At 70.0% G+C, this 17,119-nt stretch carries 14 protein-coding genes, 2 rRNA genes and 1 riboswitch (1 of these 17 only partly in view); of the genes, 13 read left to right on the top strand and 3 right to left on the bottom strand.

Annotated elements, in window-relative coordinates; all coding sequences use genetic code 11:
- The 12 genes from IAG43_RS04315 to IAG43_RS04260 form a co-directional block, all read left to right on the top strand.
- Window positions 1-1,486 (top strand): 23S ribosomal RNA (locus tag IAG43_RS04315) (it extends 1,640 nt beyond the left edge of the window).
- A gap of 79 nt (window positions 1,487-1,565) precedes the next feature.
- Window positions 1,566-1,682, top strand: a 5S ribosomal RNA gene (gene rrf / locus IAG43_RS04310).
- Between the two features lie 173 nt (window positions 1,683-1,855).
- Window positions 1,856-2,464 carry a cardiolipin synthase ClsA gene (clsA, locus tag IAG43_RS04305; RefSeq protein ID WP_187739429.1) on the top strand — a complete coding sequence of 203 codons (609 nt, stop codon included), beginning with the start codon at window positions 1,856-1,858 and terminating at the stop codon, window positions 2,462-2,464.
- Window positions 2,465-2,573: 109 nt separating this feature from the next.
- Complete coding sequence (locus IAG43_RS04300) at window positions 2,574-5,069, top strand: mannose-1-phosphate guanyltransferase (RefSeq protein ID WP_187739428.1); 2,496 nt, start codon at window positions 2,574-2,576, stop codon at window positions 5,067-5,069.
- 99 nt (window positions 5,070-5,168) lie between these two features.
- Complete coding sequence (locus tag IAG43_RS04295; protein ID WP_187739427.1) at window positions 5,169-6,095, top strand: DUF881 domain-containing protein; 927 nt, start codon at window positions 5,169-5,171, stop codon at window positions 6,093-6,095.
- Window positions 6,092-6,424: a small basic family protein gene (locus IAG43_RS04290; RefSeq protein WP_003970459.1), complete on the top strand. Its 333-nt coding sequence runs from the start codon at window positions 6,092-6,094 to the stop codon at window positions 6,422-6,424. The genes IAG43_RS04295 and IAG43_RS04290 overlap by 4 nt, the downstream gene beginning before the upstream one ends.
- A 5-nt stretch (window positions 6,425-6,429) precedes the next feature.
- Window positions 6,430-7,272 (top strand): DUF881 domain-containing protein, encoded by an 843-nt coding sequence (locus tag IAG43_RS04285; protein ID WP_187739426.1) that lies wholly within the window; start codon window positions 6,430-6,432, stop codon window positions 7,270-7,272.
- A 61-nt stretch (window positions 7,273-7,333) separates the two neighbouring features.
- Window positions 7,334-8,290, top strand: a complete 957-nt coding sequence (locus IAG43_RS04280; protein WP_187744289.1) for an FHA domain-containing protein — start codon at window positions 7,334-7,336, stop codon at window positions 8,288-8,290.
- A 41-nt stretch (window positions 8,291-8,331) separates the two neighbouring features.
- On the top strand, window positions 8,332-9,072 hold the full coding sequence (ftsR, locus tag IAG43_RS04275; protein ID WP_187739425.1) for a transcriptional regulator FtsR: 741 nt from the start codon (window positions 8,332-8,334) through the stop codon (window positions 9,070-9,072).
- A 53-nt stretch (window positions 9,073-9,125) separates the two neighbouring features.
- Window positions 9,126-9,599: a bifunctional nuclease family protein gene (locus tag IAG43_RS04270; RefSeq protein WP_187739424.1), complete on the top strand. Its 474-nt coding sequence runs from the start codon at window positions 9,126-9,128 to the stop codon at window positions 9,597-9,599.
- A 258-nt stretch (window positions 9,600-9,857) separates the two neighbouring features.
- Entirely contained in the window at window positions 9,858-10,451 is a 594-nt protein-coding gene (locus IAG43_RS04265; RefSeq protein WP_223005904.1) for a MerR family transcriptional regulator, read from the top strand.
- A gap of 82 nt (window positions 10,452-10,533) precedes the next feature.
- Window positions 10,534-11,973 (top strand): DNA polymerase IV, encoded by a 1,440-nt coding sequence (locus tag IAG43_RS04260; protein WP_187739422.1) that lies wholly within the window; start codon window positions 10,534-10,536, stop codon window positions 11,971-11,973.
- A 48-nt stretch (window positions 11,974-12,021) separates the two neighbouring features.
- Here IAG43_RS04260 and IAG43_RS04255 read toward each other — a convergent pair whose 3' ends face one another.
- Window positions 12,022-12,402 carry a PRC-barrel domain-containing protein gene (locus tag IAG43_RS04255; RefSeq protein WP_187739421.1) on the bottom strand — a complete coding sequence of 127 codons (381 nt, stop codon included), beginning with the start codon at window positions 12,400-12,402 and terminating at the stop codon, window positions 12,022-12,024.
- Window positions 12,403-12,512: 110 nt separating this feature from the next.
- A riboswitch (glycine riboswitch) is annotated at window positions 12,513-12,612 on the top strand.
- A 179-nt stretch (window positions 12,613-12,791) separates the two neighbouring features.
- Between IAG43_RS04255 and gcvP the strand changes: the two genes are divergently transcribed.
- Window positions 12,792-15,677 carry an aminomethyl-transferring glycine dehydrogenase gene (gcvP, locus tag IAG43_RS04250; RefSeq protein WP_187739420.1) on the top strand — a complete coding sequence of 962 codons (2,886 nt, stop codon included), beginning with the start codon at window positions 12,792-12,794 and terminating at the stop codon, window positions 15,675-15,677.
- Window positions 15,678-15,811: 134 nt separating this feature from the next.
- Here gcvP and IAG43_RS04245 read toward each other — a convergent pair whose 3' ends face one another.
- A complete protein-coding gene (locus IAG43_RS04245) occupies window positions 15,812-16,018 on the bottom strand; it encodes a DUF5999 family protein (RefSeq protein WP_187739419.1) in 207 nt (68 codons plus the stop codon).
- A 299-nt stretch (window positions 16,019-16,317) separates the two neighbouring features.
- Window positions 16,318-16,914: a hypothetical protein gene (locus IAG43_RS04240; RefSeq protein ID WP_187739418.1), complete on the bottom strand. Its 597-nt coding sequence runs from the start codon at window positions 16,912-16,914 to the stop codon at window positions 16,318-16,320.
- Between the last annotated feature and the right edge of the window lie 205 nt (window positions 16,915-17,119).

Raw genomic sequence — 17,119 nt, 5'->3', positions numbered from 1 at the left:
TGGGGTGACGCAGGAAGGTAGTCCAGCCCGGGCGGTGGTTGTCCCGGGGTAAGGGTGTAGGCCGTGTGATAGGCAAATCCGTCACACATTAAGGCTGAGACCTGATGCCGAGCCGATTGTGGTGAAGTGGATGATCCTATGCTGTCGAGAAAAGCCTCTAGCGAGTTTCATGGCGGCCCGTACCCTAAACCGACTCAGGTGGTCAGGTAGAGAATACCGAGGCGTTCGGGTGAACTATGGTTAAGGAACTCGGCAAAATGCCCCCGTAACTTCGGGAGAAGGGGGGCCATTCCTGGTGATGAGTTTTGCACTCTGAGCTGGGGGTGGCCGCAGAGACCAGCGAGAAGCGACTGTTTACTAAAAACACAGGTCCGTGCGAAGCCGTAAGGCGATGTATACGGACTGACGCCTGCCCGGTGCTGGAACGTTAAGGGGACCGGTTAGCTTGGATTCGTCCGGGCGAAGCTGAGAACTTAAGCGCCAGTAAACGGCGGTGGTAACTATAACCATCCTAAGGTAGCGAAATTCCTTGTCGGGTAAGTTCCGACCTGCACGAATGGCGTAACGACTTCTCGACTGTCTCAACCATAGGCCCGGTGAAATTGCACTACGAGTAAAGATGCTCGTTTCGCGCAGCAGGACGGAAAGACCCCGGGACCTTTACTACAGTTTGATATTGGTGTTCGGTTCGGCTTGTGTAGGATAGGTGGGAGACTTTGAAGCGGCCACGCCAGTGGTTGTGGAGTCGTCGTTGAAATACCACTCTGGTCGTGCTGGATGTCTAACCTGGGTCCGTGATCCGGATCAGGGACAGTGTCTGATGGGTAGTTTAACTGGGGCGGTTGCCTCCCAAAGGGTAACGGAGGCGCCCAAAGGTTCCCTCAGCCTGGTTGGCAATCAGGTGTTGAGTGTAAGTGCACAAGGGAGCTTGACTGTGAGACCGACGGGTCGAGCAGGGACGAAAGTCGGGACTAGTGATCCGGCGGTGGCTTGTGGAAGCGCCGTCGCTCAACGGATAAAAGGTACCCCGGGGATAACAGGCTGATCTTCCCCAAGAGTCCATATCGACGGGATGGTTTGGCACCTCGATGTCGGCTCGTCGCATCCTGGGGCTGGAGTCGGTCCCAAGGGTTGGGCTGTTCGCCCATTAAAGCGGTACGCGAGCTGGGTTTAGAACGTCGTGAGACAGTTCGGTCCCTATCCGCTGTGCGCGTAGGAGTCTTGAGAAGGGCTGTCCCTAGTACGAGAGGACCGGGACGGACGAACCTCTGGTGTGCCAGTTGTCCTGCCAAGGGCATGGCTGGTTGGCTACGTTCGGAAAGGATAACCGCTGAAAGCATCTAAGCGGGAAGCCTGCTTCGAGATGAGGACTCCCACCTCCTTGAGAGGGTAAGGCTCCCAGTAGACGACTGGGTTGATAGGCCGGATATGGAAGCCAGGTAACTGGTGGAGTTGACCGGTACTAATAGGCCGAGGGCTTGTCCTCAGTTGCTCGCGTCCACTGTGTTAGTTCTGAAGTAACGAACTCGCCTTTGCCGGCTGGTAGTTCGAGATCTTCATAGTGTTTCGGTGGTCATAGCGTTAGGGAAACGCCCGGTTACATTCCGAACCCGGAAGCTAAGCCTTTCAGCGCCGATGGTACTGCAGGGGGGACCCTGTGGGAGAGTAGGACGCCGCCGAACTCATTGTTACTCAACCCCCGGACCATGTCCGGGGGTTGAGTTGTTTCCAGGGCCGATCCGGCCGGCCGGCGGGCCCGTTCGCCCGCGGCCGGCCACCCCTGTGACCGCCTGTGCTCCGAGGACGGGTAAGGTCGGGGAGCATCGTAGGCACGTTTCCCACAGGAGGCCCCCGGGTGGAGGTCCAGGAGACCCGCGTTCAGACGGACCGGGTACTCACCATCCCGAACATTCTCAGCATGGCACGCCTCGTCGGCGTCCCGCTCTTCCTGTGGCTGATCCTTCTTCCCGAGTTCGGCGGGCCCAAGGCCGACGGCTGGGCACTGCTCGTGCTGATGCTCAGCGGCATCAGCGACTACCTCGACGGGAAGCTCGCCCGGCGCTGGAACCAGATCAGCAGCCTCGGCCGAATCCTCGACCCGGCCGCGGACCGGCTCTACATCCTGTCGACGCTGGTCGGCCTGACCTGGCGCGAGATTCTGCCCCTCTGGCTCACCCTGGCGCTTCTCGCCCGCGAAGCGATGCTGCTGGTGATGGTGGGAATCCTCCGGCGCCACGGCTACCCACCGCCCCAGGTGAACTTCCTGGGCAAGGCCGCCACCTTCAACCTCATGTACGCCTTCCCCTTGCTGCTCCTGAGTGACGGGACGGGGTGGCTCGCGTCACTGGCGGCGGTTTTCGGATGGGCATTCGCCGGATGGGGTACAACACTGTATTGGTGGGCAGGGATCCTCTATGTGGTCCAGGTCCGCCGCCTCGTCAAGGCGGACGCAGCGGCCGATTGACCCCGTTACGCGTAGCCGAGCAGTGTGGCCGGCCGCGGATGCCACCATCGGGTCTCATCGAGCGGGCGAAGTCGGCTGACCGTCATCTCTCAAGGAGGACGCTTCCGACATGAAGGCCGTCGTGATGGCTGGTGGCGAAGGAACCAGGCTTCGCCCCATGACCTCGAGCATGCCCAAGCCGCTCCTGCCGGTGGCCAACCGGCCCATCATGGAGCATGTGCTGAGGCTGCTGAAACGGCACGGACTGACCGAGACCGTGGTCACCGTGCAGTTCCTCGCGTCGCTGGTCAAGAATTACTTCGGGGACGGCGAAGAGCTCGGTATGGAGCTCACCTACGCGAACGAGGAGAAGCCGCTCGGTACCGCGGGGAGCGTGAAGAACGCCGAGGAAGCGCTGAAGGACGACGCGTTCCTCGTCATTTCCGGTGACGCCCTCACCGATTTCGACCTGACCGACCTGATCGCCTTCCACAAGGAGAAGGGCGCGCTCGTCACGGTCTGCCTCACCCGCGTACCGAACCCGCTCGAATTCGGCATCACCATCGTCGACGAAGAGGGCAAGGTCGAACGCTTCCTGGAGAAGCCGACCTGGGGCCAGGTCTTCTCCGACACGGTCAACACCGGAATCTACGTCATGGAGCCCGAGGTTTTCGACTACGTCGAGGCCGACGTCCCCGTCGACTGGTCCGGGGACGTCTTCCCCCAGCTCATGAAGGAGGGCAAGCCCATCTTCGGCTACGTCGCCGAGGGCTACTGGGAGGACGTCGGCACCCACGAGAGCTATGTGAAGGCGCAGGCGGACGTCCTCGAACGCAAGGTGGACGTCGAACTCGACGGGTTCGAGATCTCGCCGGGAGTCTGGGTCGCGGAAGGCGCCGAGGTGCATCCCGACGCCGTGCTGCGCGGACCGCTCTACATCGGCGACTACGCGAAGGTCGAGCCGGGTGTCGAGATCCGCGAGCACACCGTCATCGGGTCCAACGTCGTCGTGAAGTCGGGCGCCTTCCTCCACAAGGCCGTCATCCACGACAACGTCTACGTCGGCCAGCAGAGCAACCTCCGCGGCTGCGTGGTCGGCAAGAACACGGACATCATGCGCGCCTCCCGGATCGAGGACGGCGCCGTGATCGGCGACGAGTGCCTCATCGGAGAGGAATCGATCGTCCAGGGCAACGTGCGGGTGTACCCGTTCAAGACGATCGAGGCCGGCGCCTTCGTCAACACCTCCGTCATCTGGGAGTCCCGGGGACAGGCGCACCTCTTCGGCGCCCGCGGCGTCACCGGCATCCTCAACGTGGAGATCACTCCCGAAGTGGTCGTCCGGCTCGCCGGCGCGTACGCCACGACCCTGAAGAAGGGCGCCACCGTCACCACGGCGCGTGACCACTCCCGCGGCGCGCGAGCGCTGAAGCGGGCCGTGATCTCCGCCCTCCAGGCCAGCGCGATCGACGTGCGCGACCTGGAGAACGTGCCACTGCCCGTCGCCCGGCAGCAGACCGCCCGGGGCAGCGCCGGCGGCATCATGATCCGGACGTCACCGGGTGTGCCCGACTCGGTGGACATCATGTTCTTTGACGCGCGGGGTGCCGACCTGTCCCAGGGCGGCCAGCGCAAGCTCGACCGCGTCTACGCGCGCCAGGAGTACCGGCGGGCCTTCCCCGGCGAGATCGGCGACCTGCACTTCCCGTCGAGCGTCTTCGACTCGTACACGGGATCGCTGCTGCGCAACGTGGACACCACCGGGATCGCCGACTCCGGGCTCAAGGTCGTCGTCGACGCGTCCAACGGCAGCGCCGGACTCGTCCTGCCCAGCCTCCTCGGCCGCCTCGGAGTGGACGCCCTGACGATCAACCCCGGACTCGACGAGTCCCGGCCGACCGAGTCGGTCGAGTCGCGAAGAGCAGGCATGGTCCGGCTCGGCGAGATCGTGGCCTCGGCACGGGCGGCGTTCGGCGTGCGGTTCGACCCGGTCGGCGAGCGGTTCTCGCTCGTCGACGAGCGCGGACGCATCGTGGAGGACGACCGGGCACTGCTGGTCCTCCTCGACCTGGTCGCGGCCGAGCGGCGCAGCGGGCGGGTGGCCCTGCCGGTGACCACGACGCGCATCGCCGAACAGGTCGCGGCCTACCACGGGACGCAGGTCGAATGGACGACCACGTCCCCGGACGACCTCACGCGCGTGGGCCGCGAGGACACCACCATCTTCGGCGGCGACGGGCGGGGCGGCTTCATCGTCCCGGAGTTCAGCAGCGTCTTCGACGGCGCGGCCGCGTTCGTCCGCCTGGTGGGCCTGGTGGCCCGGACGCAGCTCACGCTCAGCCAGATCGACGCCCGGATCCCGCGCGCCCACGTCCTGAAGCGCGACCTGGCCACCCCGTGGGCGGTCAAGGGCCTGGTGATGCGGCGGGTGGTCGAGGCCGCCGGTGACCGGCACGTCGACACCACCGACGGCGTGCGGGTGGTCGAGGCCGACGGGCGCTGGGTGATGGTGCTGCCCGACCCGGCCGAGGCCGTCACCCATCTGTGGGCCGAGGGGCCGGACGACACCTCCGCGCAGGCCCTGCTCGACGAGTGGGCGGCGGTCGTGGACAGCGCGGGGAAGTGACACCCGTGAGGGCGGCCCCGGCCGCCGTCTGAGACGGCCGCCGGGGCGAGCGGTGGGGCCATTCGGCGGTAGCGGCTGCGACGTGCGACGATGTGCGGCATGTCGCAGCCGCCCCCCGTTCGGAGTACCGGTTCACCGCCGGTGCGCCCCGACGCCTCCATGTCGCTGCTGACCAACGTCATGGAGCACAGCCTCGACGACGGCTATGCCGAGGCCGCCGCGCGCCGCGCCGAGAACGGCGGTCTGCCGAAGACGCTGCGCGCCAGGCTGGGCCTCGCCGCCGGGCTCGTCCTCGCGGCCGCCGTGGTGACCGTGGGCGCCGCCGAGGCGCGCGTCTCGGCGCCCGTGCTCGCCAAGGAGCGCGTCGAACTCATCGACAGGGTCGAGGCGCAGACGGACTCCGTGGACGAGCTGGAGCGCAGCGTGGAAGCGCTGCGCGCCGACGTCCAGGAGCGTCAGCGCAAGGCCCTGAGCGAGGACGGCGGCGGGCACGCCGACCTCACCGGCCTGCTGGCCGGAGCAACCCCGGTCGAGGGGCCGGGCGTCAAACTGGTCGTGGACGACGCCAAGGGCACCGACCAGAGCGGCGACGGGCCGCGCGAGAGCAGCGGGTTCTCCGATACCGGGCGGGTGCGCGACCGCGACATGCAGCGTGTCGTCAACGGCCTGTGGGAGTCCGGCGCGGAGGCCGTGGCCATCAACGGGCAGCGCCTCACCGCGCTGTCGGCGATCCGTGCCGCGGGCGACGCCATACTGGTCGACAACCGGCCGCTGGTGCCCCCGTACACCGTGCTGGCGGTGGGTGACGGCGAGAAGCTGAGCACCGCCTTCCAGGACAGCGCCGACGGGCTGTACCTGCACGCGCTCCAGGAGAGCTTCGGCATCCGCACGAGGATCTCGGCCGAGGAGTCGGTACGGCTCCCCGCGGCTCCGAGCCTGATCGTACGTACCGCAGAGCCGGAGACCGACGCCGCCGCGCCAGGCGGCGGGCAGGACGCGGCCGAGACAGAGAAGGGCACATCGTGATCGCCGTACTGGGCCTCGTCGTGGGAGTCGTGGTCGGACTGCTGGTCCGGCCCGAGGTGCCGGCGGTGGTCGAGCCCTACCTGCCGATCGCGGTGGTGGCCGCGCTCGACGCCGTCTTCGGCGGCCTGCGGGCCATGCTGGACGGCATCTTCGTGGACAAGGTCTTCGTCGTCTCGTTCCTCTCCAACGTCGTGGTCGCCGCGCTCATCGTCTTCCTCGGCGACAAGCTCGGCGTCGGCGCCCAGCTGTCGACCGGGGTGGTCGTCGTCCTGGGCATCAGGATCTTCTCGAACGCCGCGGCCATCCGCCGCCATGTCTTCCGGGCGTGACGCACATGAACAGTGACGACAGGCCACAGGGCGGCTCCCCGGAGCCGCGCCGCGAACCGCTGCCGCCGATGGCCCCGCCCGCGCCCGCCGCGCCCGCTGCGGCCGCCCCGCCCGGCGGACCGGACCAGGAGTCGGGCAGGCGGCGCCTGGGGGCCGCGCTCTGGCCGCCGAGGGTGACCCGTGCCCAGCTGATCGTCGCCGTGCTGCTCTTCGTCCTCGGGCTCGGGCTCGCCATCCAGGTCCGCTCCAACAGCGACGACAGCGCGCTGCGGGGAGCCCGGCAGGAGGACCTCGTGCGCATCCTCGACGAGCTCGACAACCGGACCCAGCGCCTCCAGGACGAGAAGCAGCGCCTCGAGGAGCAGCGGACCGAGCTGGAGAACAGCTCCGACCAGGCAGAGGAGGCCCGCAAGCAGACGCTCCAGAAGGAGCAGCAGCTCGGGATCCTGGCCGGGACGGTGGCGGCGCAGGGCCCCGGGATCACGCTGACCATCGCGGACCCGTCCGGCACCGTGGAGCCCGACATGCTGCTCGACACGATCCAGGAGCTGCGGGCGGCGGGCGCCGAGGCGATCCAGGTCAACGGAGCGCGGGTGGTGGCCAATTCGTACTTCTCCGGCACCGCCGGGGACGTGGAGGTGGACGGCCGGGGCATCAGCGCGCCCTACACCTTCAAGGTGATCGGCAAGCCCCAGGATCTGGAGCCCGCCCTCAACATCCCGGGCGGAGTCGTCCAGACGCTGGAGAAGGAGCAGGCCACGGCCACCGTGGTGCGTTCGGAGAAGATCGTCGTCGACGCCTTGCGACCGGCGGAGCGGCCTGACTACGCTCGGTCGTCATCGCAGTGAATCGGGGGGACATGGGGGCTGCCGGCCCAGGGCAGGAGATTGCAGGGGGGCGGCGCGCAGGATCGGCGTCGCGTGGTGGAAACTGTCAGGTGGTCACGGACGTTGTGAGAATGTCCGAGGCGGCAGGTGTGTTCGTTCAGGGTTCGTCCTGCCCCACGGGCGGGTCTATTTCGGTCAAGGGGAAACGCCCGTGAAGTTGTTTGCGAAGTTGTTCGGCAAGAGCGCACGCGAGGACGGCAACGCCCGTCACCGCGCGCCGCGTCACGGCCAGAGCGAGGATCAGGGCGGGGAGCGCCCGCTGTTCCGCGACCAGATCGCGGCCGGCGACAATTCGGGCGGAGCGGGCGCGTCGTCTGTTGACCCTGCCGGTGCCGGGCGCATAGGTTTCGGGGAACCATCAAGTGCGGGTGGAGGGTTTGCCCAGGACCCGTACGCGACCAATCCCCACGCGGGACAGCCGCGGCAGGAGGATCCGTCCATGGCCGGCTCGCCGGTGTGTACGAGGTGCGGCCACCGGAACCCCGATGCCGCCCGGTTCTGCTCCAACTGCGGTGCGCCGCTGCGCGGCGGGGTCCCCGCCGAGCGCGCCTCGGAGACGACGTCGACCATCTCGATCTCCGGGATCGAGGCGTACGACTCCGAGGTGACGGGCCAGACCGCGCTGCCGTCGCTGTCGCCGGAGGCGCAGGCCGCCGTCGACGCGCTGCCCCTCGGATCGGCTCTCCTCGTGGTGCGTCGCGGCCCCAACTCGGGCAGCCGCTTCCTCCTCGACGGCGAGCTGACCACGGCGGGCCGCCACCCCCAGAGCGACATCTTCCTCGACGACGTGACGGTGTCGCGTCGTCACGTGGAGTTCCGCAGGGGCGCGGACGGCGGCTTCACCGTCGCCGACGTCGGCAGCCTCAACGGCACCTACGTCAACCGCGAGCGGATCGACTCCGTCGTCCTGTCCAACGGCGACGAGGTCCAGATCGGCAAGTACCGGCTGGTCTTCTACGCGAGCCAGCGGGGCATCTGAGCCTCCCCGGACGCCGTCCGGGGAGCACCCAGGGAAGGCACATGCTGCGCACACCCCAGGGCGGTGCCGGTCACGGCACCGCCGCTCAGGGCGAACGGCCGATGAGCATCGGTACGGTGCTCACCCGGCTGCGGGACGAGTTCCCCGAGGTGACGATCTCCAAGATCCGTTTCCTGGAGGCCGAGGGGCTCGTGGAGCCCATGCGGTCCCCCTCGGGGTACCGCAAGTTCACGCCGCATGACGTGGAGCGGCTCGCTCTCGTCCTGAGGATGCAGCGTGACCACTACCTGCCGCTCAAGGTCATCCGTGAGCAGCTCGACGCCCTGGAGCGCGGGGAGCAGATCCAGCTGCCCGCCCAGGGCCCGCAGGGCGGGCCCGCCGACGGGGCGGACGCGGCGGACGACCGCCCCACCGTCCGGCGGCTGGGCCGGGCCGAGCTGCTGGCCGCGGCCGAGGTCACCGACGAGGAACTCGGCGAGTGGGAGTCGTACGGGCTGCTGGCGGCCGACGACAGCGGCGGCTACGACCCCGAGGCCGTCACGGTCGCCCGGCTCGTCACGGATCTGGGGCGGTTCGGACTCGAGCCGAGGCATCTGCGGGCGATGAAGGCGTCCGCGGAACGGGACGCGGGGCTCGTCGAACAGGTGGTCGCACCCTTGCGCAGGCACCGCAATCCGCAGACCAGGGCCCATGCGGAGGCCACCGCCAAGGAGCTCGCGGAGCTGTCCGTGCGGCTCCACACGGTGCTGGTGCAGAGCGCCCTCGGGGTCAGGCTGACCTGATCTTGGCCCAGCCCGACTACCCAAACCCCGCGCGCACGTCCTAGGGTTGCTGTGTGAACGAGCTCGACGTTGTGGGTGTCCGGGTCGAAATGCCCTCGAACCAGCCGATCGTTCTCCTGCGTGAAGTGGGAGGCGACCGGTTCCTCCCCATCTGGATCGGCCCCGGGGAGGCGACCGCGATCGCTTTCGCGCAGCAGGGGATGGCCCCTCCGCGGCCGCTGACGCACGACCTCTTCAAGGACGTCCTGGAGGCGGTGGGCCAGGAGCTCACCGAGGTCCGCATCACCGACCTCCGCGAGGGCGTCTTCTACGCGGAGCTGGTCTTCGCCAGCGGTGTCGAGGTCAGCGCCAGGCCCTCGGACGCCATAGCGCTGGCCCTGCGCACCGGTACGCCGATCTACGGCAGCGACGGTGTGCTCGACGACGCCGGCATCGCCATCCCCGACGAGCAGGAGGACGAGGTGGAGAAGTTCCGCGAGTTCCTCGACCAGATCTCGCCCGAGGACTTCGGTACCAGCAACCAGTGAGTCGGTTACCCCTGGTGACCGTGCGGACGGATTTCGACCACAGTCGGTGACGTGACGGGCGGTAACCCCTGTCTGGCCCCTCTGCGGCCGGTGTCGGCGGCCGGCGACCCGGGCACATTCGAGTAGCCTTTCCCGCAATCAGGGCACGGGAAACCACTCTCAGGGTGATTATCACTCGGCGTGCCGAGTGTGGCGATCGTTGACGCACCCCCGGTGACTCCCTACCTTCGAGGTGGCAGGTCAAGGACGGAGGTCGGCGTGAGAAGCAGCGGCGACAGTACGGCTGGGGGCGGCCCCGGGATTCCGGTGGAAGGCGGGCCGTATCCGCTGCACGACAGCGCGGCAGACCCTTCACCGGACACCATCGGATACCGCGGCCCCACCGCGTGTGCGGCGGCGGGCATCACCTATCGGCAGCTCGACTACTGGGCGCGCACGGGCCTCGTCGAGCCGAGTGTGCGGGCCGCCTACGGCTCGGGCACCCAGCGGCTCTACAGCTTCCGCGATGTCGTGGTGCTCAAGATCGTCAAGCGTTTCCTGGACACGGGCGTCGCCCTCCAGAACATCCGTGCCGCGGTCCAGCACCTGCGGGCCCGAGGGTTCCGGGACCTGGAGCGCATGACGCTGATGAGTGACGGCGCCACCGTCTACGAGTGCTCGTCCCCCGACGAGGTGGTCGACCTGCTCCAGGGCGGGCAGGGGATCTTCGGCATCGCCGTCGGCGTGGTGTGGCGCGACGTGGAAGCCGCGCTGTCCCAGCTGCACGGCGAGCGGGTGGACACCGGCGAGACGCTGATCGGCAACAACCCGGCCGACGAACTGGCCCGGCGCAGGCGCGACCGGGCGGTCTGAACGCCTTCCGCGCCGCCGCCCGCGCACGGCGCGGAAGGCGGCGGCGCGGACGTTGTCGGTGGTGTGGGGGAGCATCGGTGGTGTGAGATCCGCGCCGACGATCCTGCATCTGGACATGGATGCCTTCTACGCCGCCGCCGAGCAGGCGGCGAAGCCGTCGCTGCGCGGCAAGGCGGTCGTCGTCGGCGGCCTCGGGCCGCGCGGTGTGGTGGCCACCGCCTCCTACGAGGCGCGGCGCTTCGGCGTGCACTCCGCGATGCCGACGGCCCAGGCCCGGCGCCTCGCACCGAACGCCGCCTATCTGGTGCCCCGATTCTCCCTCTACCGGTCGGTGAGCGAGCAGGTGATGGAGCTGCTCGGCCGGCTGTCGCCGCTGGTGGAGCCGCTGAGCCTGGACGAGGCCTTCGTCGACCTGGAGGCCGGCGGCACGGCCCGCGACGCGGCGTCCGCGCGGGCCACCGGTGAGCGGCTGCGCGCCGACATCCTGGCGCTGACCGGGCTGACCGGGTCGGTGGGACTCGCGGGGTCCAAGATGCTGGCGAAGATCGCTTCCGAGCAGGCCAAACCGGACGGCCTCGTCCTCATCGACCCCGGCACCGAGCGCGAACTGCTCGGCCCCCTCACCGTGCGCACCCTGCCCGGGGTGGGCCCGGCGACCGGCGAGCACCTCCGGCGGGCCGGGATGACCACGGTGTCCGATCTCGCCGAAGCCGGCGAGGACGAGCTCGTGCGGCTGCTCGGCAGGGCGCACGGGGCGGCGCTCTTCCGGATGGCGCTCGGCCACGACGACCGCCCGGTGGTCGCCGAGCGGGACGCCAAGTCCGTCTCCGTCGAGGACACCTTCGACGTCGACCTCCACGACCGGGTCCGGGTGCGCACGGAGGTGGAGCGGCTCGCGGAGCGGTGCGTGCGGCGCCTGCGGGCCGGCGGCCACTCGGGGCGCACCATCGTGCTGAAGGTCCGGCGGTACGACTTCTCCACGCTGACCAGGTCCGAGACGCTGCGCGGGCCGACCGACGACCCGGCCGTGGTGCGGGAGGCGGCGGGCCGGCTGCTGGAGGCCGTGGACACCACCGGGGGAGTCCGGCTGCTCGGCGTCGGTGTCACCGGACTCGCCGACTACACCCAGGAGGACCTGTTCGCCCAGTCCGCCGCCGTGCTAGGGGAGCCGGAGCCGGCGGCCGGTGACGGTCCGGAGGACCGGCGCGCGGACCCGGGGGCACCGGCGCCGGATCCGGGCGGGCCGGAGGAGCCGGAGCCGCCCGCCCGGCGGCACTGGTCCGCGGGACAGGACGTGCGGCACGCCGAGCACGGGCCCGGCTGGGTCCAGGGCAGCGGCGTGGGCAGGGTGACCGTGCGCTTCGAGGTGCCCGGATCGCAGCCGGGCCGGGTGCGCACCTTCCGCGTGGACGACGAGGCCCTTGAGCCGTCCGAGCCGCTGCCGCTCGTCGGGGCGCAGCCCGCGGCGGGGAGCGGGGAGCCGGAGGGCGCCGGCGGTCCGGCCGCCGCACGCCACGGCTGAGACCGTGCGCGACCTGAGCGACGGGCGCCGCTGCGGGTCGGGACCGGGTCAGTCCTCGTGACCGGCTATCCGGCCGAAGGACGTGTCCCCGGACGTCTGCGCGGGCGACGGCGGGGACGCGAGGTCCAGGCCGTAGTGGTGGTAGAGCTGGAGTTCCTGCTCGGGGGAGAGATGGCGGCCGACGCCGAAGTCGGGGGCGTCCTTGATCAGGCCGCGTTCGTACGGGACATGGAGGGCGTTGTCGACGATCTCGCTCGGTTCGAGGGGGACGAAGGCGTCCCGGCTGAAGAGTCCCGTGCGCACGGCCGCCCACTCGGGGACGCCGGTCGCGTCGTCCAGGTACACCTCGTCGACGGTCCCGATCTTGTGGCCGTCGCGGTCGAACGCCTTGCGGCCGATCAGGCTGCGCGGATCGATGTCGGTCTGCACGGTCCCTCCAACAGGTCGCAACTGCTCCTGTCACTACAAAAGGGCACAACGGAGGTGTCGGCCACTCGGGGGACCGGCGCCGACACGCTGGTACCCTGGCAAGCGGCTGTTGACCCCGTGCGGGAGAGTCCACCGGTGAAAGCCCGCCGGCGGCGCCGAAGGAGCAAATCCTCCCCGGAATCTCTCAGGCCCCTGTACCGCACGGACGAGGTCACTCTGGAAAGCAGAGCGGGCGTCGGACGGCATCCGCTCTCACCGACGGTGAAAGCCGGTGCGCTCCGCGTGAGGCCCGGTGAAACTCTCAGGTTGAGATGACAGAGGGGGAGGCCGTCCGGGCATCCGCGTCGTGATGCCCCTCGCAGGTCGTACTAGACCAGGAGGCCTCCCACATGACCGCCAACCGCACTCCGCTGACCGAGCTGGAGCGGGGCATCCCCTTCGAGCAGCGCCACATCGGCCCCGATGCCGCCGCTCAGGCCAAGATGCTCGCCCAGGTCGGCTACGGCTCCCTCGACGAACTCACCGCCGCGGCCGTGCCGGACGTGATCAAGAGCACCGAGGCCCTCGACCTGCCGGAGGCGCGCACCGAGGCGGACGTCCTCGCCGAGCTGCGCGGCCTGGCCGACCGCAACCGGGTCCTCGCGCCCATGATCGGCCTCGGCTACCACGGCACCTTCACGCCCCCGGTGATCCTGCGCAACGTCATGGAGAACCCGGCCTGGTACACCGCGTACACGCCCTACCAGCCGGAGATCTCGCAGGGCCGCCTGGAGGCGCTGCTGAACTTCCAGACCGTCGTGGCCGACCTCGCCGGGCTGCCGACCTCCGGCGCCTCGCTGCTGGACGAGGGCACGGCCGCGGCCGAGGCGATGTCCCTCGCGCGGCGCGTCGGCAAGGTGAAGAACGGCGTCTTCCTGGTCGACGCCGACACCCTCCCCCAGACGATCGCCGTCATCGAGACCCGCGCCGAGCCCACCGGGGTGGAGGTCGTCGTCGCCGACCTCGGCGACGGCATCCCCGCCGAGGCCGCCGAGCGCGGCGTCTTCGGCGTGCTCCTCCAGTACCCGGGCGCGTCCGGTGCCGTGCGCGATCTGAAGCCCGTCATCGAGCAGGCCCACGAGCTCGGCGCGATCGTGACCGTCGCGGCCGACCTGCTGGCGCTCACCCTGCTGACCTCGCCGGGCGAGCTCGGCGCCGACATCGCCGTCGGCACCACCCAGCGCTTCGGCGTCCCCATGGGATTCGGCGGCCCGCACGCCGGCTACATGGCGGTGCGCGAGAAGTTCGCCCGCAGCCTGCCCGGCCGCCTCGTCGGCGTCTCCGTCGACGCCGACGGCAACAAGGCCTACCGGCTCGCGCTCCAGACCCGTGAGCAGCACATCCGCCGGGAGAAGGCCACGAGCAACATCTGCACCGCGCAGGTGCTGCTCGCCGTGATGGCCGGCATGTACGCCGTGTACCACGGCCCCGACGGCCTGCGGGCCATCGCCGAGCGCACCCACCGCTACGCCGCCGTCCTCGCCGACGGCCTGCGCGCCGGCGGCGTCGAGGTCGTCCACGGCTCCTTCTTCGACACCGTGACCGCCCGGGTCCCGGGCCGCGCCGCCGACGTGGTCGCCGCCGCCCGCGAGAACGGCGTCAACCTGCGCCTCGTCGACGCCGACCACGTCGCCGCGGCGTGCGACGAGACCACCGGCCGGGACCAGCTGTCCGCCGTGTGGGCGGCGTTCGGCGTCACCGCCGACGCCGGCGCGCTGGACGAGGCGGGTGCCGACGCGCTCCCCGCGGCGCTGCTGCGTGCGGACGACTACCTGACCCACCCGGTCTTCCACCAGCACCGCTCCGAGACCGCGATGCTGCGCTACCTGCGCCGCCTCGCGGACCGGGACTACGCGCTGGACCGCGGCATGATCCCGCTCGGCTCCTGCACGATGAAGCTGAACGCCACCACCGAGATGGAGCCGGTCACCTGGCCGGAGTTCGGCCAGATGCACCCGTTCGCCCCCGTGGAGCAGGCGGAGGGCTATCTGACCCTCATCACCGAGCTGGAGGAGCGGCTCGCCGAGGTCACCGGCTACGACAAGGTCTCCATCCAGCCGAACGCCGGCTCGCAGGGCGAGCTCGCGGGCCTGCTCGCGGTGCGCGCCTACCACCGCGCGAACGGCGACGACGCCCGTGTCGTCTGCCTGATCCCGTCGTCGGCGCACGGCACCAACGCCGCCAGTGCCGTGATGGCCGGGATGAAGGTCGTCGTCGTGAAGACCGCCGACGACGGCGAGATCGACGTCGAGGACCTGCGGGCGAAGATCGAGCAGTACCGCGACGAGCTCTCGGTGCTGATGATCACCTACCCGTCGACGCACGGTGTGTTCGAGGAGCACGTCGCCGACATCTGCGCGCAGGTGCACGACGCCGGCGGCCAGGTCTACGTGGACGGCGCCAACCTCAACGCGCTGGTCGGGCTGGCGAAGCCGGGCCGGTTCGGGGGCGACGTCTCCCACCTGAACCTGCACAAGACGTTCTGCATCCCGCACGGCGGCGGCGGCCCGGGCGTCGGCCCGGTCGGCGTCCGCTCGCACCTCGCCCCGTACCTGCCCAACCACCCGCTCCAGCCGGCCGCCGGGCCCGCGACGGGCGTCGGGCCGATCTCGGCCGCTCCCTGGGGCTCCGCGGGCATCCTGCCGATCTCCTGGGCGTACGTGCGTCTGATGGGCGGCGAGGGCCTCAAGCGCGCCACCCAGGTGGCCGTGCTGGCCGCGAACTACATCGCCAAGCGCCTGGAGCCGCACTTCCCGGTGCTCTACACCGGCCCCGCCGGGCTGGTGGCGCACGAGTGCATCGTCGACCTCCGGCCGCTGTCGAAGGCGACCGGTGTCAGCGTCGACGACATCGCCAAGCGCCTCATCGACTACGGCTTCCACGCGCCGACCATGTCCTTCCCGGTGGCCGGCACGCTCATGATCGAGCCGACCGAGAGCGAGGACCTGGGCGAGCTCGACCGCTTCTGCGACACGATGATCGCGATCCGCGCCGAGATCGAGAAGGTCGCGTCGGGCGAGTGGCCCGCCGACGACAACCCGCTGCGCAACGCGCCGCACACGGCCGCCGCGCTCGGCGGCGAGTGGGACCACGCCTACAGCCGTGACGTCGCGGTCTTCCCGGCCGGTGTCAGCGCGGCCGACAAGTACTGGCCGCCGGTCCGCCGTATCGACGGCGCCTTCGGCGACCGCAACCTCGTGTGCTCGTGCCCCCCGATGGACGAGTACGAGGGCTGACGGGCGGCGGGTCCCCGGCCGACGGCCGGGGACATGCGTCGGGGCCGGTGCGGAGTTCTCTCCGGGCCGGCCCCTCGTCGTACCCCGGCGGTGCCGGTTCCCGGGCGGGGATCACGCTCCGCTCGGGAGGCGCGTCAGGCCGCCGTGACCACGTGAGTGGCCTCGAGCGGCCTGCGCGGTGCGATGACCTGCCCGTCGGGCAGCAGTTCACCCGTGTCCTCGAAGAGAAGCACCCCGTTGCACAGAAGGCTCCAGCCCTGTTCCGGGTGGTGGGCCACCAGGCGGGCCGCCTCCCGGTCGGCGGAGTCGGCTGTCGGACACTCTGGCTGGTGCTGGCACATGGGCGGGTTCTTTCGCTGTGTCGTGGTGAGTGTGCTGCGGCTCGATGAGGTGTTCATGGCCGCCCCCCCGTATCTGTCGGTCCGGTTCCAGTGTTCCCCTGCGGAGGTCGTTCCGCAGGGATTTCACAGCAGCTCTTCCTACTGATTGATGACGCGTCACCCACGAGGACGGTTCAGCCCGGCCGTGCCGTCCTTTCGGGGGGTTGGCCGTGGTCACAAGGGGCTAGTCACTTCGGGGCATGGTCCGGGCACCAGTACGCCCCGCGACCGGGCGGTCGCGGGGCGTGGGGCAGGACGGTTCAGGCGGCGGGGGAGTCGAGGAGCGCGGGTGCCGCCGGTGCGAGCCGCAGCGTCAGCAGGGGCAGCAGATCGGCCGCCCGGCGGGGCAGATGGGCCGCGATCCCGGGCGGCGCGGGTGCCAGCGGCACCAGGATGTCGGCCGGATGGAGACTGCCCCCTTCCGGGTCGGCGTCGGCGTCGGCGTGCAGCCACAGCGTCAGCATGTAGAGCTCCGGCACGGACAGCAGCCGGGGCTGGCCCTGGGCTCCGGTGGACTCGGCCTGGCGCAGCGCCAGCTCCGTCGACGCCAGGTAGGGCCCCTCGAAGAAGTGCGAGAAGGCCCATCCGCCGGCGGTCGGGACCGTGTCCGCGGCGGCGACGACGCCCTCTCCGCCGCGGATCAGGAATCTCCAGCCGGCGAGCCGGGTGACCGGTGTGCCGTCGCTGGGGACGACACGGTCGAGCACATGGACCGGAAGCGGGAGCTCGGGGCTCAGCGGTCCCTGGACGGACCGCAGAGCGGGGGTCGGAGCCTCACGGACTGCCGTGGGGCTGCCGAGTGCTGCGAGAACGCTGCGCAGGGCGGGCGCGGGGGCCGAAAGGACATGCAGCGGCATGGTGGGTCGCCTCTCACTCAGGAGACACGGTGATGCGGGGAGGTGCGGACGGCGCTGTCGGCATGGGGGCCGCGCGGGGCCGGGAAGACCGCCGGGCGCCGACTGTCGGCCCGTCAGCGGAGTTTATACGACGTGTGTTCACACGATGTTTCCGCTAGCCGTCGCGCGCATTTCCCGCAAGGCGAATACCGGTCCCCGGGACGGG

The sequence above is a fragment of the Streptomyces genisteinicus genome (assembly GCF_014489615.1).
Classification (GTDB): Bacteria; Actinomycetota; Actinomycetes; order Streptomycetales; family Streptomycetaceae; genus Streptomyces; species Streptomyces genisteinicus.
This window is presented reverse-complemented; position numbering and strand designations above follow the sequence as displayed.